At 62.9% G+C, this 20,650-nt stretch carries 21 protein-coding genes; 10 read left to right on the top strand and 11 right to left on the bottom strand.

The window, feature by feature from the left end; all coding sequences use genetic code 11:
* Nucleotides 1–632, bottom strand: a 632-nt coding sequence (locus C7450_RS07390; RefSeq protein WP_110373746.1) for a leucine zipper domain-containing protein, incomplete at its 3' end; no start/stop codon positions are given.
* A 250-nt stretch (nucleotides 633–882) separates the two neighbouring features.
* Complete coding sequence (locus C7450_RS07385) at nucleotides 883–1,626, bottom strand: GntR family transcriptional regulator (RefSeq protein WP_110373745.1); 744 nt, start codon at nucleotides 1,624–1,626, stop codon at nucleotides 883–885.
* 174 nt (nucleotides 1,627–1,800) lie between these two features.
* Between C7450_RS07385 and C7450_RS07380 the strand changes: the two genes are divergently transcribed.
* From C7450_RS07380 to C7450_RS07335, 10 genes are all read left to right on the top strand, one after another.
* Nucleotides 1,801–2,739, top strand: a complete 939-nt coding sequence (locus tag C7450_RS07380) for a 2-hydroxyacid dehydrogenase (RefSeq protein ID WP_110373744.1) — start codon at nucleotides 1,801–1,803, stop codon at nucleotides 2,737–2,739.
* A gap of 67 nt (nucleotides 2,740–2,806) precedes the next feature.
* Complete coding sequence (locus C7450_RS07375) at nucleotides 2,807–4,378, top strand: ABC transporter substrate-binding protein (RefSeq protein ID WP_170147124.1); 1,572 nt, start codon at nucleotides 2,807–2,809, stop codon at nucleotides 4,376–4,378.
* 23 nt (nucleotides 4,379–4,401) lie between these two features.
* Nucleotides 4,402–5,346: an ABC transporter permease gene (locus C7450_RS07370; protein ID WP_110373742.1), complete on the top strand. Its 945-nt coding sequence runs from the start codon at nucleotides 4,402–4,404 to the stop codon at nucleotides 5,344–5,346.
* Entirely contained in the window at nucleotides 5,339–6,229 is an 891-nt protein-coding gene (locus C7450_RS07365) for an ABC transporter permease (RefSeq protein ID WP_110373741.1), read from the top strand. Before C7450_RS07370 ends, C7450_RS07365 begins: the two co-directional genes overlap by 8 nt.
* Nucleotides 6,230–6,408: 179 nt before the next feature.
* Nucleotides 6,409–7,224, top strand: a complete 816-nt coding sequence (gene cysE, locus C7450_RS07360) for a serine O-acetyltransferase (RefSeq protein ID WP_110373740.1) — start codon at nucleotides 6,409–6,411, stop codon at nucleotides 7,222–7,224.
* Nucleotides 7,225–7,332: 108 nt separating this feature from the next.
* The gene (locus tag C7450_RS07355) at nucleotides 7,333–7,779 is read left to right on the top strand and encodes an RrF2 family transcriptional regulator (protein ID WP_110373739.1); all 447 of its coding nucleotides are present in this window, start codon (nucleotides 7,333–7,335) and stop codon (nucleotides 7,777–7,779) included.
* 302 nt (nucleotides 7,780–8,081) lie between these two features.
* Nucleotides 8,082–8,954: a transporter substrate-binding domain-containing protein gene (locus C7450_RS07350; protein WP_110373738.1), complete on the top strand. Its 873-nt coding sequence runs from the start codon at nucleotides 8,082–8,084 to the stop codon at nucleotides 8,952–8,954.
* A 79-nt stretch (nucleotides 8,955–9,033) separates the two neighbouring features.
* The gene (locus C7450_RS07345; protein WP_245449514.1) at nucleotides 9,034–9,702 is read left to right on the top strand and encodes an amino acid ABC transporter permease; all 669 of its coding nucleotides are present in this window, start codon (nucleotides 9,034–9,036) and stop codon (nucleotides 9,700–9,702) included.
* A gap of 5 nt (nucleotides 9,703–9,707) precedes the next feature.
* Nucleotides 9,708–10,343 carry an amino acid ABC transporter permease gene (locus C7450_RS07340; protein WP_110373737.1) on the top strand — a complete coding sequence of 212 codons (636 nt, stop codon included), beginning with the start codon at nucleotides 9,708–9,710 and terminating at the stop codon, nucleotides 10,341–10,343.
* Between the two features lie 16 nt (nucleotides 10,344–10,359).
* The gene (locus C7450_RS07335; RefSeq protein ID WP_110373736.1) at nucleotides 10,360–11,154 is read left to right on the top strand and encodes an amino acid ABC transporter ATP-binding protein; all 795 of its coding nucleotides are present in this window, start codon (nucleotides 10,360–10,362) and stop codon (nucleotides 11,152–11,154) included.
* Nucleotides 11,155–11,210: 56 nt separating this feature from the next.
* Here the strand turns inward: C7450_RS07335 and C7450_RS07330 are convergent, their stop codons facing one another.
* The 9 genes from C7450_RS07330 to C7450_RS07290 all read right to left on the bottom strand — a co-directional run bounded on the left by C7450_RS07330 (nucleotide 11,211) and on the right by C7450_RS07290 (nucleotide 20,578).
* Nucleotides 11,211–12,212, bottom strand: a complete 1,002-nt coding sequence (locus tag C7450_RS07330; protein WP_110373735.1) for an NAD(P)H-quinone oxidoreductase — start codon at nucleotides 12,210–12,212, stop codon at nucleotides 11,211–11,213.
* Between the two features lie 50 nt (nucleotides 12,213–12,262).
* On the bottom strand, nucleotides 12,263–12,955 hold the full coding sequence (locus tag C7450_RS07325) for a hypothetical protein (protein ID WP_146227279.1): 693 nt from the start codon (nucleotides 12,953–12,955) through the stop codon (nucleotides 12,263–12,265).
* 179 nt (nucleotides 12,956–13,134) lie between these two features.
* Nucleotides 13,135–13,989, bottom strand: coding sequence for an ABC transporter permease (locus tag C7450_RS07320; RefSeq protein WP_110373733.1), 855 nt, complete (start codon nucleotides 13,987–13,989; stop codon nucleotides 13,135–13,137).
* A gap of 71 nt (nucleotides 13,990–14,060) precedes the next feature.
* Nucleotides 14,061–15,002, bottom strand: a complete 942-nt coding sequence (locus C7450_RS07315) for an ABC transporter permease (RefSeq protein ID WP_110373732.1) — start codon at nucleotides 15,000–15,002, stop codon at nucleotides 14,061–14,063.
* On the bottom strand, nucleotides 14,999–16,021 hold the full coding sequence (locus C7450_RS07310; RefSeq protein WP_110373731.1) for an ABC transporter ATP-binding protein: 1,023 nt from the start codon (nucleotides 16,019–16,021) through the stop codon (nucleotides 14,999–15,001). Before C7450_RS07310 ends, C7450_RS07315 begins: the two co-directional genes overlap by 4 nt.
* Nucleotides 16,018–17,121 (bottom strand): ABC transporter ATP-binding protein, encoded by a 1,104-nt coding sequence (locus tag C7450_RS07305; RefSeq protein WP_210206388.1) that lies wholly within the window; start codon nucleotides 17,119–17,121, stop codon nucleotides 16,018–16,020. The genes C7450_RS07310 and C7450_RS07305 overlap by 4 nt, the downstream gene beginning before the upstream one ends.
* 71 nt (nucleotides 17,122–17,192) lie before the next feature.
* The gene (locus tag C7450_RS07300; RefSeq protein ID WP_170147123.1) at nucleotides 17,193–18,761 is read right to left on the bottom strand and encodes an ABC transporter substrate-binding protein; all 1,569 of its coding nucleotides are present in this window, start codon (nucleotides 18,759–18,761) and stop codon (nucleotides 17,193–17,195) included.
* A gap of 199 nt (nucleotides 18,762–18,960) precedes the next feature.
* Nucleotides 18,961–19,701, bottom strand: coding sequence for an SDR family NAD(P)-dependent oxidoreductase (locus tag C7450_RS07295; protein ID WP_170147122.1), 741 nt, complete (start codon nucleotides 19,699–19,701; stop codon nucleotides 18,961–18,963).
* 31 nt (nucleotides 19,702–19,732) lie between these two features.
* Nucleotides 19,733–20,578: an SDR family NAD(P)-dependent oxidoreductase gene (locus C7450_RS07290; protein WP_110373728.1), complete on the bottom strand. Its 846-nt coding sequence runs from the start codon at nucleotides 20,576–20,578 to the stop codon at nucleotides 19,733–19,735.
* Nucleotides 20,579–20,650: the final 72 nt, after the last annotated feature.

Here is a 20,650-nt window from a genome sequence, read left to right as displayed (position 1 = left end):
CGGAACCAGGCGATGGCGCGGGCCGTGAAGGCGCAGGTGGTGTCCTTTTTCTCGTCGGCGAGCACCTCGGTGTAGGCAAGCCGCGAGGCATCGTCAATGGCGACATGCAGGCACTCCCAGCCGAGCCCTTCGCCACGCCCGCGCCGGTTGCTCTGACGGGTGCGGTCGCCGGTGATGCGATGGCCGATGCCCTGGATGCGGCCGAGCTTCTTGGTATCGACATGGATCAGCTCGCCGGGAAGCTGCCGCTCGTAGCGGTTCTCCGGTGCCCGCGGATCGAGCGCCGACACGCGGCCGAGCCCGAGCCGCCGCAGGATCGCGCCGACGGTCGAGCGAGGCAGGCCGAGCTCGCGCGCGATGGCCGGGCCACTCAGGCGCAGCCGGCGAAGTCCCTCGACGGCCTCGATCGTCGCGACCGGTGTCGCATGCGGCATCAGGCCGGGCGCCGAGCTCCTGTCGTGCAGCATCCGCTCGCCGCCCGCCCGGAACCGCGCAAGCCACTTGAACCCTGTTCGCACGGAGACGCCCGCTGCCTCAGACGCGGCTACCACTGTCCAATCTTCTTCCACGACACGCCGCACGAGAAGGACTCGACCATGCACCGTCAGGCGCGCATTCTTATGAACGTTCATCCGGGTGCTCCGGTTAGGGTTGGTGCTTCGCAACCCCAGCCTCACATCCCGGCCCCGGATGAACAACCTTCATAGCTTCGACAGCTAGAGCATTCCCGGTGAACTCCGGTTCACGGGGAATGCTCCAGATCTTTGATTCTACGCATTTTCTTCACGCGAACCGGTGTCCACTTCGCTCGAAAATGCTCTAGACGCGAGAGCCAACTTCTGTTCCGCAAGTCCTCATCGCGAAAGCCTGACGAGCGTGCATTCAGAACGTGTCCTCGCGGCCCCCAGTCTCCCGATCGGCGCGCCGCGCGGCAATGAGCGCTGCGAAATCGACCTTGTGGGTCTGAACCGCAATATGCTCCTGAAGGGCGCGCGTTACCGCATCGATATGCCCGCTCCGGAAAACGTCCAGCAGCACGACATGCTCGGCGATGATCTCGTCCATCGGCTTGACCAGCGTGGACAGCCCGAAGTAGATCGTCGCCTGCTTTGACAGCCCCTCCCACAATTCGCACAGCACATCGTTCCGGCTGAGCTGGCATAGCCGACGATGAAACTCCGTATCCGCATTGGCAAAACCATAGGCGTCACTGCGCGCGAAGGCCGCCTCCATCTCACGAATGCATTCAGACAGCCGTCCGCATCCCGCCGCGTCATTGAGCCCATTCCTGATGGCGCGGATCGCGGCCGTCGTCTCAAGCGCCACGCGCGTCTCGATCAGGTTGTCGATCCGCGCCTGAGTGACCGGCATGAGCCTCATGCTCTTGTGCGGTTCGCTCAGGACGAGGCCCTGACTTTGCAAAATCCGCAACGCTTCCCTTACAGGCACGCGACTGACGCCGAGGCGCTGCGCAAGCTCCGTCTCGACCACCCGGTCGCCCGGGAGGATCAAGCCGCGTGAAACGGCCGCCACGATCGCGTCGATGACCATATCGACCAGGGTCCTCGGCTTCAGCGGAACCCACCCATCCCCCCGATCACTTTTCGGACGCTGAGATGCTGCCATCGACGGATTTTCGCTCCGATCGCCTCAATGCCTATTGACCATCTGCAAATCGTATACTGTTATACAATCCAAAGCAAACCGACATGGCTGCATGAATCTTCCCGGAAGGTGGCCTCATGGGCATCGCGACGGTCGGTATACAATTAGACAGCTTAACCCGCGGAGGAGACATCAATGCCAGAGGGGACGCCGGAACTGTTGGTCGTAGGAGAACGTCCGGATTGGTATCTTGAGCGGCTGGCGTCTGAGTTCACGCTTCATCTTTTGCCATCCGGACGTCCCGAAGAACTCGACGCGGCGGTCGCGCAGCGCGTCGAAGCGCTGACCTCAGGCGGCGTGCTATCCGGCGAGCTGATCGCAGCGCTTCCCCATCTGCGTCTGGTTGCGCACGGCGGCGCAGGCTATGACAAGGTTGACGTCAGCGCCCTGCGCGCCCGCGATATCCGCCTCACGAATACGCCGGGCGTCACCGACGGCTGCGTCGCGGACATGGCTTTCGCCCTTCTTCTCGCGGTTGGCCGACGCATCACCGCCGGAGATGCCTTCGTGCGGGCAAGGGCTTGGGAAAGCGGGGATTTTCCGCTTGTCCCGCGCGTGCACGGCCAGCCCATCGGCATACTCGGGCTGGGGCGGATCGGCCAGGCGATCGCCCGCAGAGCCGCGGGCTTTGATATGCCCGTTTTCTATCACAATCGACGCGCGGTGGAGGGTGTGCCCTACACCTATTGCGAGACCCCCGTGGACCTCGCGGCAAGATCGACATTCCTCGTGGTCGCCTGCCCCGGCGGCGCCGCGACACACCATCTCGTGGATGCACAGGTCCTGGAGGCACTCGGCCCGGACGGCATTGTCGTCAACATTGCCCGCGGATCGATCATCGATGAAGTGGCGCTCGCGGACGCCCTGGAGAAAGGCGTCATCAAGGGCGCCGGTCTCGATGTTTTCGAGCACGAGCCGTCCGTGCCTCAGAGGCTGCTCGACAATCAGAATACCGTGTTGATGCCACATCGCGGCGGCGGAACTTTCGAGACATGGCGGGACGCCTGCGACCTCGTCCGGGCCAATGTGCGCGCCCATTTCGCCGGGCAGCCGCTTCCGACCCCGGTTTTCTAAACGCGGGTCGCGTCAGCAAGCCCGCATCCGACATCCGCATCAAAACAGCGCAAGAGGGGATACAAGCATGGCTGAATGGACCCGCCGCCGACTTCTCGCAACATCGGCAACCGTCGCTGCGGCCGCGACACTCCCGCGAGCCGCATCTGGTCAGGCGGCTGCGCAACCCAAGCCGGGCGGGCGCGCCACTGTCGCGATGAGCGCGGCAACGGAGACCGTCGATCCGCATTTCTCGCGCTCCCAGGTCGCCCGAAACGTCCTGATGCACATGTGCGAGACCCTTGTGACGATCGACGAGCGGGGATCGGCGCAACTTCAACTGGCCGAAGAACTCGCTATATCGCCAGACTTCAAGACCTTTACCTTCCGCCTCCGGAAGGACGTGCCGTTTCACAACGGCAAGAAGATGACATCCGAAGATGCCAAGCGTTCCCTGGAGCGCTATGCACGCGTCAGCCCCGAGAAGGCACGGCTAGCGAATGTGGATCGCATGACGACGCCCGATGCGAGCACCCTCGTCGTCGAGCTCAAATCCTCGATGCCGAGCTGGATCGAACTCATCAAATCGCCGGCATCCCCGATGACGATCATTCCGGCCGAGGAATGCGACAAGGACGCCAATCAGGTAAGGCCCATCTCCACGGGCCCGTTCTCCTTCGTCGACTGGGACGGCGTCACCCAGCTCCACGGGCGCCGCTTCGCGGACTATGCCCCCAACAAGGCCTACGCCGGGCGCGACGGCTACGGCGGACGCCGGCAAGCCTATCTCGACGAAATTACATTCGCCGTGGCTTCCGAGGCCAGCGGGCGTGTCGCCGGCCTGCAGAGCGGTCAATTCGACATACTCGACGAAGTGCCTGTCCAGGCGGCCGCGCGCCTCGCAAAAGATGAGCGCTTCAAAATATATGAACAGACCAAGCGTAGTATCAATGTTGTTCCGGTGAACGTCCAAAGAGCGCCGACCGACAATCTTCTGGTGCGGCAGGCGATCCAGGCCGCCATCGGCCAGGAGGAGGCCATGGCCATCGCCGCCGAGGGCGCCTTCGCACTCAACCCGTCATTCGTCTACAAGGACAGCGAATTCTATCCGGCCGAGGCCAATCGGCTGATCTATAACCAAAACGATCCAGCCCGCGCGAAAGCCCTGCTCGCGGAAGCCGGCTATCGCGGCGAAGAGATCGTGATCCTGACAAGCGGTGACATTCCGTCTCTCCAGGAGGTCGCCGTCGTCATCGCGGAGCAATTGAAATCGGCCGGCATGAAGGTGCGCCTCGACGTGCTCGACTGGCCGGGGGCGAATGCGCGCCGGAACGATCCGACGACGCATAACCTGTTCAGCACGGCCTATGCCATCCAGCCATTACTAGGACCATTCCAGTATCAGAGGCTCTTCTCGGGTCCGAGCAACTGGTCATTCTATAAAGACGACAAGGCGATGGAAGATGCCTGGCAAAAGCTTCTCTCTGCGACATCCAAGGAAGACCAGCGGAGTGCCTGGCAGGACATTGAACTTCGTGTCAACAACCAGGTCCAGCAGATCAAAATTGGTGATCGCAATCTGAACCAGGCGACGAAATCGTCGATCACCAACTTTGTTCCCTATGACGGCATTCGGCTTTGGGACATCTGGTATAGCTGACGCATCTCACAAGCGATCACATAATGTTGATTTACGTCTCACGACGCCTGTTGGGGGCTGTACCAGTCCTCATCATGGTCAGCCTGCTTGCATTCGCCCTCATTCATATCATCCCGGGCGACGCCGCCCAGGTGATAGCGGGACCGGACGCAACTGCCGACCAGATCGCATCGATCCGCGCGACCCTCGGTCTCGACCGGCCCATCCTGGAACAGTTCCTGGTCTGGCTCGGCAATCTGGCGCGTTTCGACCTCGGCATGTCCTTCATGCTGGGTCGCAGCGTCGCCCAAGCCATCGTCGAGCGTCTACCCGTGACGCTCCTGCTCACGCTCTATTCGATGGTCCTGACCGTTCCGCTCGGCATTCTCGCAGGCCTCATCGCTGCCTATAAGCACAACCGCTGGGCCGATACGGCGATCATGACGGTCGCACTTCTAGGGGTTTCGCTTCCGACATTCTGGCTGAGCATTGCCGGCATACTTTTATTCTCCGTCCACCTCAACTGGTTGCCGTCAGGGGGCTATGTCCCACCAACCGAAGACCTTTTGGCCTGCATCCGCTCGCTCACCCTGCCGGCCCTGGCGCTCGCCGCCTTCCAGATCGGGCTGCTCGCACGGATGACGCGTGCAACAACCCTCGAAATCCTCCGCCAGGACTATGTCCGCACCGCGCGGGCCAAGGGCGTGTCCGAAAACAAGGTCCTCGGCCGACATGCATTCGCAAACGTTCTTGTGCCCGTCGTCACGGTCATCGGAATCATCGTCAATGTGGCGCTGTCCGGCGCCGTCGTCATCGAGGAGATCTTCTCGCTGCCGGGTCTTGGACGTCTCGTCGTGCAGGGAATATTGCGCCGGGACTATCCGGTGATCCAGGGTTCACTTCTCGTCGTCGCCATGCTGATGGTTTTCATCAATCTCATGGTCGATCTTCTCTATGCCTATCTTGATCCGCGAGTAGAGAATGACTAGATCCGCCGCGATCGCCGATTCAGTCGCGCCTGCAACGGTCGACCATATGGGGGCGCCGGCGCGCCGCCGGATCCTCTCAAAGCTCCTCTCCCACAAGGGGCTGACCATCGGCGCGACCATCGTATCGCTTGTCGTCATCGCAGCCCTCGTCGGCCCCCTGGTCATGCAGGGGGATCCGATGAAGCTCAGCTTCCGCACCCGCTTCCTTCCCCCCTCCGCCGAGCACTGGTTCGGCACCGATCATTACGGACGCGATATCTTCACGCGCGTCATCTATGGCAGCCATCTGTCCCTCGCCATCGGCCTTGCCGTCGTCCTCATCGCCGGAACGGGCGGCACGCTGATCGGCGCGCTGGCGGGCTATTTCAAGCGGCTGGACGCGATCCTGATGCGCGTGATGGATGCGCTCATGGCCTTTCCGTCCCTCATGCTGGCGATCGGCATAGCGGCAGCACTCGGCAGCGGAATAGCCAATGTCGTCATCGCGCTGTCGGTCGCCTATATGCCGCGTACGGCACGGATCGTCAGGGCGAGCGTGATGACGTTGCGGAGCGCGGAATTCGTGGAATCCGCACGGGTCGCAGGCGTAGGGCATATGCGCATCCTGTTCCGGCATATTCTGCCGAACAGCATGGCGCCGCTGATCATCGATCTGACGTTCATCTTTGCCTATGCGGTTCTGGCAGATGCTGCGCTGAGCTTTCTCGGCGTCGGCCCGCCGCCGCCCGCGCCGAGCTGGGGCAACATCATCGCGGACGGGAGGGACTATATCGTGGAAGCGCCCTGGATCACGATCTGCCCCGGCATCGTGATCGGGCTCACGGTGCTTGGCTTGAACCTGTTCGGCGACGGCCTGCGCGACGTGCTTGATCCCCGCTTGTAGGCTGTCCTGTGCGGACCACGCCGGCAGGATGCCGGGCGGATGCCCCTGGCCTGCGACAGGAGTGTTTGCGAAAGCGCAACAATCGATATATGATAAAATTGATCGATTTAGTATGATGTAAAGAGAGACACATAGCGGGGACCGCGGGCCGTGAGGCTTGTCCCTGGAGAGGGATCACGATGCGTTCCGCACGTCAGAGCATGGGTCTGGCCGATCCGATCTGGCTCACAATCCAAGCCGAAGCGCGTGAAGGCGTCGCGCATGAGCCTGAACTGGCGAGCTTGCTATACGCGGGCGTTCTGCATCGCAGCAGCCTGGAGGAGGCGGTCGCGGCGCGCGTGGCCAGTCGCATCGCGCATGACTTTCTGCTGCCCGACTTGATCGAGGCGGTCTTCCTACAGGCTCTTCGTGCCGATCGAGGCATGCGGCAGGCCATAAGGGCCGATCTGGCAGCGGTTCTCGATCGGGACCCAGCCACCACGCGATACCTTGAACCCCTGCTGCATTTTAAGGGGTTTCATGCGCTCCAGGCCCACCGGTTGTCTCACTGGCTCTGGAGCGAGCGGCGCAGGGATCTCTCGCTGGCTGTACAAAGTGCGGCCTCCGAGGCGCTGCAGGTCGATATCCATCCGGCGGTGAAGATCGGCCGTGGGATCTTTTTCGATCACGCAACGGGTATCGTGATTGGGGAGACGAGCGAGATCGAGGACGATGTATCGATTCTGCAGGGGGTCACACTGGGCGGCACCGGCAGTCAAGGCGGTGATAGGCATCCCAAGATTCGCTCGGGCGTCCTGATCGGAGCCGGCGCCACGCTGCTCGGGCACATTGAGATTGGCCATGGCGCGATGGTCGGCGCGGGATCGGTTGTGCTGCATTCGGTCCCGCCCTTTACGACGGTCGCCGGCGTGCCTGCAGTCAAGGTTGGTACGGTCAATCGTATGATCGAGCCGGCCAAGAGTATGGACCAGATGTTCTATGACGTCGGATTGTAGCGATCTCATGGGCACGCGGTATAAGGCAGCGCCCTTGCGGGGTAATGTCCCCGCGAACACCTGTTCGGTCTCCATCAAGACTGGCTCGAGGCAGCGAGAGGTTCGCGCATGCTGACCAAGAAAGGAAAATATGGTCTGAAGGCGGTCGTATTTCTCGCGAGCTTGAAGCCTGGCGAGTCAGTCCAGGTCGCCGATATCGCGGAGGCCAACAACATCCCGAAGAAATTTCTCGACGCAATCCTCGCCGAGCTTCGCAACGCCCGCTATCTCAACAGCCGGAAGGGGAAAGGAGGCGGATATATGCTCGCCCGCCCTGCCGAAGAGATCATTGTCGGCGACGTCATTCGGGCGCTTGATGGTCCACTCGCGCCTATCCAATGCGCCAGCCGCACCGCCTATCGCCGATGCGATGACTGCAACGAAGCCGGCTGCGAAGTCCGCCTCGTCATGCTCGAAGTCCGCGAAGCCATCGCAAAAGTCCTGGACAACCGTACGCTCGCCGACATGCGTGAGCTGACTGATGATAGAATGGCATCCTTCGTATATCACATCTAGAGTACTCTCGCGCGAACCGGCTTCCCCTTCACTCGAAATGCCCCGGCGCGCGGCTGATCTCGATGCGGGGTCGGTAAAGCCGACGAAGCCATCGCTCCGAACGCCGGAGCGGGCCGCACCGTGGCATCACAAGGCCCGGCGCCTTGAGGGAGCGTCCGACGGCCACGCAGCGCATCCGCGATGCGCGCGGCAGTTCGCTTGACAGCCGAATTCAGTCGCAAATATACTCTAAATTGGCGGGGGACAACTTATATTTAGGCATATTTATCATAACAATTGCCACTCGCGCCGAGGGGATAATCATGCATGATATCGTTGGAAGCCGGCGAAACCTCTTCAAAAGCGGGTTGGTCGGCGGACTAGCGCTCGCCGCGACCGCGGCTTCGGCCAGAACCGCTGCGGCCCAGGCCGCTCCGAATAGCCTGCTGCGAACAGTGCTCGATCGGGGCAAGCTGATCGTCGGCACCGGCTCGACGAACGCCCCGTGGCATTTCGAAGACGACAATGGCCAGCTCGCGGGAATGGATATCGCCATGGGGCGCATTCTCGCGAAGGGCTTGTTCGATGACGACAAGAAGGTGGAGTTCGTCCGGCAGGACGCCGCCCAGCGCATTCCCAACATCAATACGGGGAAGGTCGATATCGTCATCCAGTTCATGACCATGTCACCGGCCCGCGCCCAGCTCATTGCATTCTCGCGGCCCTACTATGTCGAAGGCATCGCGCTCCTGACACGCCCGGACAGCGACAAGAAGACGTTCGATGCGCTGCTCGCGGCCGGTTCTTCGGCCCGCGTCTCGATCCTGCAGAACGTCGACGCCGAGGCCTCGGTCAGGAAGGTCCTGCCGCAGGCGAATGTCATGCAGCTCGACAGCCAAGCCAACGTCATCCTCGCGCTCGACTCCAAGCGCGCGGATGCGGCCGCCGTCGACCTGTCGACCGTCTGGTGGTTGTCCAAGCGTCATCCCGACAAATATGCCGACGCCGGCAAGTCCTGGAACTCGATGCTCTATGGCGCGGGCATGAAGCAGGGAGACCCGGATTGGGTCCGCTTCGTCAACACGACGTTCGACGTCGCAATCCACGGCCACCAGAACGAGATCTACGATAGCGCGATCCGCGACTATTTCGGCATCGCGCCGCCGGCACGCGCGCCGGGACTCCCGAAGTTCTGAGAACCTCGCCGCCGTGTGGAAGCGGCCGAGCACGGCCGCTCGCGGTCCCGTACGCGCGACAAGCCGGCAGGCGCGCATCATGATGAACTATCACTTCAACTTCGCCATCGTCTGGCGCTATGCCGGCAAGCTCTTCGACGGATTGTTGCTGAGCCTGGAGCTGGCGGCGGCGACAGTCGCCATCGGCATGGCGATCGGCCTCGTGCTTGCGCTCGCGGAGCTCGACGGTCCGCGCTGGCTGAAGCCGCTGATCCGGGCCTATGTCGAGTTCGTCCGCAACGTACCGCTCCTGTTGCTCGTCTATCTCGTCTTCTATGGCGTGCCGAGCGCGATCGACCTGCAATACGACGCGACGACGTCTTTCGTCGCGACGTTGGCAATCTATGCGGGGGCCTATCTGGTCGAGATCCTGCGCGCCGGCCTCGAGGCCGTTCCCAAGGGGCTGATCGAGGCTGGCAAGGCGATCGGCCTGACGCCTCTGGGCGTGCTCGTGCATGTGCGCCTCCCGACCGCCCTGCGCATCGCGCTGCCCTCGCTCTCGAACACCTATGTCGCCCTGTTCAAGGACACCTCGATCGCATCTGCGATCGCCGTCCCCGAACTCGCCTACAGCATGCGCTGGATCGAGACGCAGACCTTTCGTACGGTCGAGGTCTATCTCATCGCCACGCCGATCTACCTCCTCACGAGCTACGCGATGCTGCTGCTGCTGCGGCTGGCGGAGCGTCGCTATGCCATTGCGCGGTGAGCGGCATGGCGCTGTTTTTCCAGACACTTCCTTTCCTGCTGGACGGCCTGCTGACCACCTTGCTGGTCTCTGTGAGCGTGGTCGTGCTGTCGCTGGCAATCGGTATTCCACTGGGTTGCATGCTGGTCTTCGGACCGCTCTGGGCCCGCCTGCCGATCCGGCTCTACGCGGATTTCGTACGCGGTGTGCCGATCTTGGTGCTGCTCTATTTCGTCTATTACGGCCTGCCCGTGATCGCGGTGAATCTGCCGAGCCTCCCCGCTGCAGTCGTGGCGCTGACCGCCTTCAAGACGGCGCAGATCATCGAGATCGCCCGCGGCGCCTTCCAATCCATCCCGGTGGACCAGATGGAGGCGGCAAAATCCATCGGCTTGACCCTCCCCGACCGCTTCGTCCACGTCCTCGCCCCCCAGGCGGTGCGGCGTTTCCTGCCACCATTCGTCAACAGTGTCGTGGATACCGTGAAGGGCTCGTCGCTCGTCTCACTTCTCGGCGTCGTCGACCTGATGCTGTCGCTTCAGCAGGTGATCGGGCGCACCCATATCGCGCTGCCGCTCTATGGCATCGGCGCCCTGATGTACTTCGCCATCAACTTCCCGCTCTCGGCCCTCAGTCGGCGGCTCGAGAAACGCTTCATCTAAGAGCGGAAGGACCACCATGACCGCGGCCCCGGCCGAGCCTGTGATCCGAATTGCCGGCATCACCAAGTCTTTCGGATCCCACCAAGTGCTGAAGGGCATCGACCTCGCTGTCGGCAAGGGTGAGGTCGTCGCGATCATCGGTCCATCCGGCAGCGGGAAGACGACGCTCCTGCGCTGTATCAATTTCCTCGAGGAGTACGACGGGGGCTCGGTTCGGATTGACGGGGTCGAGGTGGGCTACAAGGACACCGCCGACGGCCGGCGACGGCGTAGCGACCGCGAGCTTGCCCGCATCCGCGTCGAAGCGGCGATGGTGTTTCAGCAATTCAATCTGTTCCCCCACCTGACGGCGGCGCAGAATGTCATGCTCGGATTGGTGAAGTCGCGCGGCAAGAGCAAGGGCGAGGCGCGCCAGATCGCCGAGAAATGGCTCACGCGGGTCGGCCTCGCCGCAAAGTTCGACGCCTTGCCGTCCCAGCTCTCCGGCGGCCAGCAGCAGCGGGTCGGTATCACCCGTGCCGTCGCAATGGAGCCGAAAGTGCTGCTCCTCGACGAGATCACGTCCGCGCTCGATCCGGAGCTCGTCGGCGAGGTGCTGGCGGTCGTCCAGGAACTCGCGGCCGAAGGGCGGACCATGATCCTGGTCACCCATGAGATGGCCTTCGCACGGGAGGTTGCCGACCGCGTCGTCTTCACCGATCAGGGGCGCATCGTGATCGACGCGCCACCGGCGACCGTCTTCGACGACCAGCCCAACGAGCGCCTCCGCAGCTTCCTGTCCCGCTTTGCGGCGTTCCACCGACCGCGCTGATCGCCGCCTTGGGGCAAGCCCGCTTTTTTGGAGGACAGTCTCCGCCCGGAAGTGCTTTAGACGGCGCGCAGGACGATCTTGCCGATATGGGCATCCGCCTCCATCAACCGGTGCGCGGCAGCGGCCTCAGCGAGCGGCAGTGCAGCATGGATCACCGGCCGCACCGCGCCGCTTTCGATCAGCGGCCACACCCGGCCTCGCAGTGCCAGCGCCAGCGCACCCTTCTCCGCGGTGGTACGCGGCCGCAACGTGCCGCCCGTCAGGACCAGTTGTTTGGTCATGATATCGGCAAGGTCGATCGTTACCACGCTGCCGCGCAGGAAGTAGATCTGCGCGATACGGCCCTTCTGGCGCAGAAGGCGAAGATTGCGCGCGGTATAGTCACCGCCGACCATGTCGAGAATGACATCGACCCCCGCCCCGCCGGTTTTCTGGCGGATCTCCTCGACGAAATCCGCCTGCCGATAGTTCACCGCATGCTCGGCACCCAGCCTGACACAGGCGTCGCATTTCTCGGCCGAGCCGGCCGTTGCAAAGACGCGCGCGCCGAGCGCCGCGCAGACCTGGATGGCCGTCGTTCCGATACCGCTGGCCCCGCCATGGACGAGAAAAATCTCACCGGGCTTGAGGCCGCAGCGCGCGAAGACATTGGCCCAGACAGTGAGAAAGGTCTCGGGCAACGCCGCCGCCTCGACCATGCTCAGCCCGCTTGGGATCGGAAGACACTGCGGCGCGGGGGCGAGCGCATAGGTGGCGTAGCCGCCTCCGTTCACGAGCGCACAGACCTTCTCGCCGGCCAGAGGCCATTCCACGCCCGGCCCACAGGCGACGACCTCACCAGCCACCTCCAGCCCGGGAAGGTCGGAGGCGTCGGGCGGTGGGGGGTAATGCCCCATGCGTTGCAGGACATCGGGGCGGTTGACGCCAGCGGCGTGCACGCGGATGAGAACCTCGCCCGCGCCGGGAGATGGGCGTCGGCGCGTCACCGGCGCCAGCACCTCGGGTGGGCCCGGACGCGCGATGGCGACGGCCAGCATATCCGGCGGAAGGTCGATCATGGGGTCTCCAGCGTTTCGCCGCCCGCCGAACGCGCGGCTTGGTGCGGCCATCACGCGGCGATGCGGAAGAGGCCGTACTCGAGATCATACAGGCCTGACTGGATGGGCCCATCGGCTCCGGCCGACGCGAGCGCCTCGTCCGTGAGCAGCGCGCGTGCCACTTTGTCGAGCGTGTTCGCATCGCGGCTGCCCTCGATGAGGATCAGCCATTCGGGACCGATCTCCTGCCCCGGATTGACCTTGAACTGAATGCCCTGATTGACCGAGGCATGCATAGCCCGCGCGTCGATGCGCGCGAGATGGCAGCTCGCGATACCGGGCTCGTCAACAAGCTTCGGCAAGAGGCTGTGCGCGAGCAGGCGGCGTTGCTCCTCTTCGCGCCCCTCTTTGACCCGGTAGCGCAAGGAGAGGATCGATCCGCCCTGTCCGCTGCCGAGGGAGAAAAGCACGCGGAAGATGGCGCGGTTGTTGTTGAGCAGAGACTGCCGCTGCGACCAGGCGCTGTTGAAGCGGACATTGTTCATATATTCGGGACCGGAGATCGTATCGGGGCTCTTCGTCTCATACAGGACAAAGAACTGCTTCGGCGCACGGACCGCGACGAAGCGGCGGCCGGAGCGAAAGCCCGCATTGCCGAGACGTTCGGGCATGTGCTCCCGGTTGTGCCATTCGTAGAAGTCGTCCAGTTGTTCCGGGGCTATGTCGAACCAAAGACCAAGAATTCCATCACCGGCAAGTGCCATTTCGTTCCTCCCATGAACCATATTGGTTTCGATTCCATTGAACCTGATCAGGAACAATGTCTCCGTGTGTTCGCATTGTTCTTACGCGAGAGCGCGCTCGCTTCGATCGACAAAGCGGTCATTCCTCATAGCGCGTCCTGTTCTCGAAAGGCCGGCCTCAACTATCCCGCGCGCATGCTCTATTCCGTAATTCGTGCGTCGAGAACGTCGCGCAGGCCATCGCCGACAAAGTTGAGCGCAAGAACCACGCTAAACAGCGCGACACCGGGGAAGACGCTCATCCACCAAGCATCCCAATACTGCATGCCGGATGACAGCATCGATCCCCAACTGGGCGTCGGCGGCTGCGCCCCGAGGCCAAGAAAGGACAGCGAGGATTCCGTGATCAGCGCGGTCGAGGCGGTGAGTGACCCGTAAACCAGCACATTGCCGATCACACTCGGCCAGATATGGCGGAACATGATCCGGACCCGGCTGGCGCCAAGCCCGCGGGCGGCTGACACGAAGTCCATGTGCCGGATCGAAAGCACCTGCGCCCGCACCAGCCGGGCGAAGTTCGGGATATTGACGATCGTGATCGCGATCATGGCGTTGACAAGCGTCGGCCCCAGGACAGCCACGATGCCGAGCGCGAGGATCAGGGTCGGAAAGGCGAGCATCGCGTCGATCACGCGCATGATCGCGTCATCGATCCACCCGCCGGCATAGCCTGAGATCATACCCACGACGCTGCCGAGGACGATGGCGCCGGAGACGGCGATGAGGCTGACCTGAAGCGAAACCTGCGTGCCCCAGACGATGCGCGACAGGATATCGCGGCCAAGATCGTCCGTGCCGAGCCAATGCGTCAGGGATGGCGGAGACAGGATCGCCTCGTAGTCGCTCACGCTCGGATCATAGGGCGCGATCCAGGGCGCAAGGAGCGCCGTGAAGACGACGAGTGCACATACGCAGAGCCCGAAGGCGCCCAGTCGATGATGGAGCAAGGCCGTCAGCGCCAGACGCCATCGCGGAGCCGAGCCCAGTGTTTCCATGCGCGTATCGCCTCCAACACGGATAGCTGTGTCGTCCACGACGATACCAGCAGACTGAGATTGTCCCCCGGTCATCGCAAAACCCTCTTGTCGATCCATGAATAGGCGATGTCGATTACGAGATTGAGGAAAAGAATAGAGGTGACGATAACCAGAATAGCGCCCTGCACGGCCGGGAAGTCGCGGTTGAAAATCCCGTCCACGACCATCTGCCCGAGCCCGGGGATCGAGAAGATGGACTCCGTGATCGCCGCTCCCCCGAGCAGCGCGCCCATCTGTAACCCGACGACCGTCACGATCGGGATCAGCGCGTTGCGGAGCGCATGGCGCAGGATCGTGCGCCGCTCACTCATGCCCTTCGCGCGCGCGGTCCGCACATAATCGGCCGAGAGGACAGATAGCATCGAGGTTCTCGTCTGCCGCAGGATGAGGCCGGCGAGGATGGTGCCCAGCGTAACGGCGGGCAACAGCATCAGCCGCAGGCTGTCCATAGGATCGCGGAGGAACGGCACATAGCCGGAAGGTGGCAGCCAGCGCAGATGGATCGAGAACATCATGACGAGAAGCATGGCGAGCCAGAAGCTGGGCATGGCCATGGCGAACATGCCAACCGACGTGGCGGCCACATCGCCGAACGAGTTCCGGTTGAGGGCGGCAATGATGCCGCAGGGAACGCCGATCAGGATCGCGAGGATGATTGCCATGATCGCGAGTTGCGTCGTCGCAGGCACCCTCTGCAAGAGCATCTCGCTGACCGGCTCGCCGTTGCGCAGGGAACGGCCGAAGTCGCCCTCCACCACGTTCTGCGCCCATCTGAGATACTGGACCGGCAAGGGCAGATCGAGACCCAGCCGCTCGCGCAGGGCCACCCTGTCCGCCAGGGAAGCGTTCTCACCCAGCATCGATAGTGTCGGATCACCGGGCAGGAGCAACGTCATCGAGAACACGGCAACGCTGACCAGGAACAGCACCGGCAGCATCTGCATAAGACGGGAGGCGATGTAGCGGATCATGGGATGGCTCGGGAGGAGGTTGTCGACGCGATGGCCTGAGGCGCGGAGCCGGACATCAGATCGTCGCGAATGCAGGCAGCCAGGCGGCCCGCGCCCACGGGGCGCAACGGCGGCACAATGCGCGCGCAGTCCGCGAGCGCGTGCGGGCATCGTGTGCGGAACACGCATCCCGACGGGGGGCGCATCGGGCTTGGAATTTCCCCTTTGAGCACGATGCGCTTGCGCCGCGCGGTCGGATCCGGGACAGGAATGGCGCCGAGCAGCGCCTGGGTATAGGGATGCCGGGCTTGCGCGAACAGGTCCTCGGTCGGTGCTACCTCGAGGATCCGCCCGAGATACAACACCGCCACCCTGTCCGCGACGTTCTGGACGATGGCGAGATTGTGGCTGATGAAGAGCACCGTGAGCCGCAGTTTGCGCTTGAGGTCGCTGAGGAGGTTGACCACCTGCGCCTGGGTGGACACATCCAGCGCCGACACGGCTTCGTCAGCGACGATGAATTCGGGTTCCACGGCCAGGGCGCGCGCGATACTCAACCGCTGCCGCTGACCGCCTGAGAATTCATGGGGGAAGCGGCTGGCCAGCGTGGACGAGAGGCCGACGGCTCCCATGAGTTGTTCGATCCGCGCGCCAATTGCGTTGCGGCCCCGTGCCAGCCCGTGGATCTGCAGCGGCTCGGCCAGCATGTCGCGGACCCGCATATGCGGATTGAGCGAGGCATAAGGGTCCTGGAAGATCATCTGCACATGACGCCGGAAAGCGAAGAGCTGCCGCGCGTTCAGGCTCGCAACATTGGCCCCGTTGTACAGAATTTCGCCGGCCGTCGGCGTATCGAGCCGCGCCACAAGCCGCCCGAGTGTGCTCTTGCCAGACCCTGATTCCCCGACCAGCGCCAAGACCTCGCCCTGCACCACATTGAGACTCACGTCGCTGACGGCATTGACGCGCGAGACCTTGCCGAACAGTCCCTTCCTCAACACGAATTGCTTATGCAACTCCCGCACCTCGACCAGCGTCATAGGGCCGATCCTCTTTGGCTCGCCGACAGGGTGTCAGTGGGAGCAATTTCCCGCCAGCGCAGGCAACGCACCTCGCCGCCGTCCTCGGTCACCTCGATCTGCGGCACCACCCTGTCGCACAGACCGGCACGGGCGTGGGCGCAGCGGGGATGAAAGCGGCAACCGGCTGGCATCCTCGCGAGTTCCGGGACCCGCCCGGGGATCGAATAGAGCGCCGCGCCGCGCGGCTGTGGTCTGTCGATGCGTGGCACCGAGGCCACCAGACCCATGGTGTAGGGATGGCGTGCACGGAGCAGGATGGCGCCGACGCTGCCGGACTCGACCACCTGGCCCGCATACATCACATGCACCCGATCGGCGACCTCGGCGATCACGCCGAGATCATGGCTTACGAACAGCATGCCGCGGGATCGCTCCTGGAGCCCACGCAGCGTTTCGAGGATCTGCGCCTGGATGGTCACATCGAGCGCCGTCGTGGGCTCGTCGGCGATGACGATGCGCGGGTCGCAGGCGATCGCGATGGCGATCATCACCCGCTGGCGCATGCCCCCGGATAGTTCATGCGGCATGGCCGCGAGCCTCGCCCGAGCTTCCGGAATGCCGACGCGAACCAGCATCTCTTCGGCATGATTCTTCGCCACCTGGCGACTTTCTCCGCGATGCACCATGAACATCTCGGAAATCTGCTCACCCACGGTGAGCAGCGGATTCAGGCTTGTCATCGGCTCCTGAAAGATCATCCCGATCTCCAGGCCGCGAATGGACGTGAGTTCCGATCGCGGCAAAGACGAGACATTGACCTGCGCGCCGGACTGGCGACGCAGAACTATGCTTCCGGATACATGCATGCTGGACGGTAAGAGGCGCATGATCGCGAGGCTCGTCAGCGACTTTCCGGACCCGGATTCGCCGACCAGCGCGGTGCATTCGCCGGCGCGAATGGTCAGCGAAACCTCGTCGACCACTGTCCGCGCGTGATCGCCCGCACCGAGGTGGACGCTCAGCTTTTCAAGTCTCAGGATGGTGTCGTCAAGACTTCGCGTATCCGCATGGTGCGTCGCGCCAGGCACCATCACCCCGGTGGAAATTTCGGTCTGCATAGACAGGTGCCGCCCGTTGTCGATTCAAGAGGCGCGGGGACGAATTGATCGTCCCACGCGACCTCCCGCAATCATTTTTTGAGCCAGAGTTTATCGTAGGTCAGCGACTTATTGGCGTCGAGACTGATGTTCTGCAACCGCTTCGACACGGCAGCCTGATAGGGAATGCGGATCAGCCAACTATAGATATAGTCCTTAAGAACGCTATCTGTGACCTGCCGATAGAGGCTGCGACGTATCTCACGGTCCAACTCGCCCCTCGCCTGCTGCACCAGCCTCGTCGTTTCAGTCCTGTCGACACCCGTGACGTTGAATACGCCGCTCTTGTCGAAGAACTGCGAGTAGAGATTGTCAGGATCGACGTTGTGCTCCATCCGCGCGATCAGAAAATCATGCCGCAAGGAGTTCATCTTGTCGAGAAACCCTTGGCGCTCGACCACCTCGATCTTCATTTTCAGGCCAATGGAGGCAAACATGCCCTGGACGAGCTGCGCAATCTGGATGTCCGGATCACGCTGGATCACCATCAGCGAGACCTCACCGTTGAAGCCTGACTTCCGGAAGGCTTCGCGCGCGCGCTCGAGATTGTAGGAGTGGCCAACGACGGAGGGATCATAGACCCACATCTCCTCGGGCGACTCGACATATCTCAAGACGCTTCCGACGGTCGGCGCCACGACTTTGACCAGCGCTTCCCTGTTGATCGCCAGCGACGCGGCCTCACGCAGGTCCCGGTTGTTGAACGGTGGCTTCGACACGTTGAAGGCGATGTATTCAAGCATGCCTTTGCCCGTATCGAGCAGCGCCAAGTCCGCGTTCTTGGTGATCTGATCAAAATCTTTGGGCAGGAGGTAATCGATGAACTGAACATTCCCGGACCGCAGCTCGACCAGGCGCACGGCAGAATTTGGCTGGACCGTAATCTGGACTTCGTCGAGATAGGGCAGCGGCTTCCCGTCGGTCCCCTTCTGCCAGTAGTCCGGGTTCCGCTTTGCGATGAACTGATTGCCTGACCACGACGTCATCTTGAACGGTCCGGTGCAGACCGGGCGGCGGCCGAAATCCTCGCCCAGTTCAGCAATCGCCTTCGGCGAGCAGATCGAGCCTTCGGCGCTGGCGATACGCACCAGCGAGAGGGCGCTGCGCACCTTGAAGTTCACGCGAACGGTATAGTCGTCGATGATATCGACCGACTCGAAGAGTTCGGCCGAGGCGCGCTTCCGGTGCTCGATCGACGGATTCATAAGCCGTTCGAAGTTGAACTTGACCGCCGCGGCATTGAACGGCGTGCCGTCCTGGAATTTAACGCCCTGGCGCAGACGGAACAGTAGGGACTTGCCATCGTTCTGGAATTCCCAGCTCTCGGCGAGCCCCGGCTCGAAATCGTATTTCCCATTCTGGAAGACGAGCTGTTCGGCATAGAGGTTCAGAAACGTGCGGTCGGCGCCCGCAGCGTTGCCATAGAGAGGATCAAGGCTCGCGGTCGTCAACTGCACCGAAAGGCCTAAGGTCCCGCCCCTCTCCGGCGTATCGGCCTTGCCCGGCAAGGCCAGGGTTGCGCCCATCAGCCCGGCCATGGCGGACACCGCCAGCAATCTGCGGCCGACACTTCGTAGTGGCTTTAACGCCGTATTGTTCATCGTTTCCTCCCGTTTCCAACCGCGCCGGCCTGAGCGGCCGTGCATTGTATTCAATCTGTCCGAAGCCCCTCGGACTTGCCCTTGATCTGGGCACTCGCTTGGTTTTTCTGTCTTGCGCGAGTATTATTCTCCTGAGAAACTTGCGATTAGCCTTCCCCGTCGTCGAAAATTGGTCGATCTGGCCCGATAAGATCCACACTCAGTCGATGGTGTTGCCGCCGTCGATGACCCAGGAGGCGCCGTTCACATGCCGCGCCTCGTCGGACAGGAGAAAAGCCACCACACCCGCGACATCCTCAGGCTGCCCGAGCTTGCGGGCGCTTTTCGGCGTCGACGTGCGGCCGCGCTGTTCATGCTGGGCGAAGAGCGAACGGATCATCCGCGTCTCGATCGGACCCGGCAGCACCGCATTCACCCGGATATTATACGGCGCCAGATCGAGGGCGGCGACACGGGCCAACCCGAGCGCCGCGTGTTTTGAACTCACGTATCCGGCGTTCGCCTCGCGTCCGCGGATTGCCGAAGTCGAAGCCATCACTACTATCGCCCCGCCGCCGCGGGTGATCATCCGCTGGCTCACGTATTTTATCCCGAGGAAGACACCGCGCGTATTGACCGACCACACCTTCTCGAAGACGTCGTCGGAATAATCCCAGATTGGCCCGACCACACCTTCGATCCCGGCATTGGCAACGAAAGCCTCGACAGGTCCCAATTCGCCCTCGGCCCGCGCGACGGCTCTGTCCACCTCCTCGGCGCGCGAGACGTCCGCGCCAATCGGCAGCGCACGCCGTCCCGCCGCCCTGACCTGGTCAGCCGTCTCGGCGGCGGCGTCCGCATCGATATCGACAAGGGCCAGGTCCATGCCGTTCGCGGCGAGACGCAGCGCTATCGCGCGCCCGATCCCCGCACCTGCCCCCGTAATCAGACCGACTGTCACTGGCGCCCCCTCATGTGCGCAGATCTCAGATTCAGGCCGTCGCCTTGCGTGTTTCCAGGGCCTGCCGCACCACCCGGCCGCGCCCATTCGCCGGGTCCCAATCCCCGCCGACACTGGCGCCGCCGTCGACCACCAGTGCATGTCCCGTGACGAAGCTCGCATCCGGCGAAGACAGCCAGGCGGCGGCGGCGGCGATATCCTCCGGCCGCCCGGCGCGTTTCAGCGGCTGCAGATCGACGAAGGCGGCGCTGGCCGCCTCCACCGACGCACTCAATTCTGCGCCTGCCAATCCCATTCCGCGACCGAACAGCGGCGTGGCGATATAGCCCGGACAGATGCAGTTGACCCGCACGCCATGACGCCCGAGCTCCAGCGCCGATGTCTTGGTCAGGTGAACCACGGCGGCCTTGGCGGCGCTGTAGAGGTGGCCTGAATTGATATGGGTCGAGATGCCGGCGATGCTGGCGATATTGATGATCGAACCCGAGCCTTGTGGCAGCATTGCCCGCGCGGCATGCTTGATGCCGAACACCACCCCGTTGAACAGCACGCCGTTGGTGCGCAACAGGCGCTCAGCGTCGAAATCGACGACGCTGCGGCTGCCGTCGCCGATGCCGGCGTTGTTCACCATGACGTCGAGCCGGCCGAAGCTCTCGACCGCCGCGGCCACCAGCGCGGCCACGTCGCTCTCCTGCGCGACGTCGGTCCGCATCAATCGGCTCAGCGCAGGGAGAAGGCCCAACGCTTCGATCGACGTCGTGTCGGCATCGATGCTGCCGATCACCACACGGTCCCCTTGGGCCACATGCCGCCGGGCGATGGCAAGCCCGATGCCGCTGGTCCCGCCGGTAATGGCAACCACCCGTCTCTCGCTCAAGTCATGCCCTCCCTTTCCTTATTATGTTGACCGGCATTCTTCACCGGCAAACTGCAGAGGTCAATCATAAAA

Source organism: Chelatococcus asaccharovorans (assembly GCF_003201475.1).
Classification (GTDB): Bacteria; Pseudomonadota; Alphaproteobacteria; order Rhizobiales; family Beijerinckiaceae; genus Chelatococcus; species Chelatococcus asaccharovorans.
Note: the sequence above shows the minus strand (reverse complement) of the source record. Positions and strands in the feature narration are given on the sequence as shown.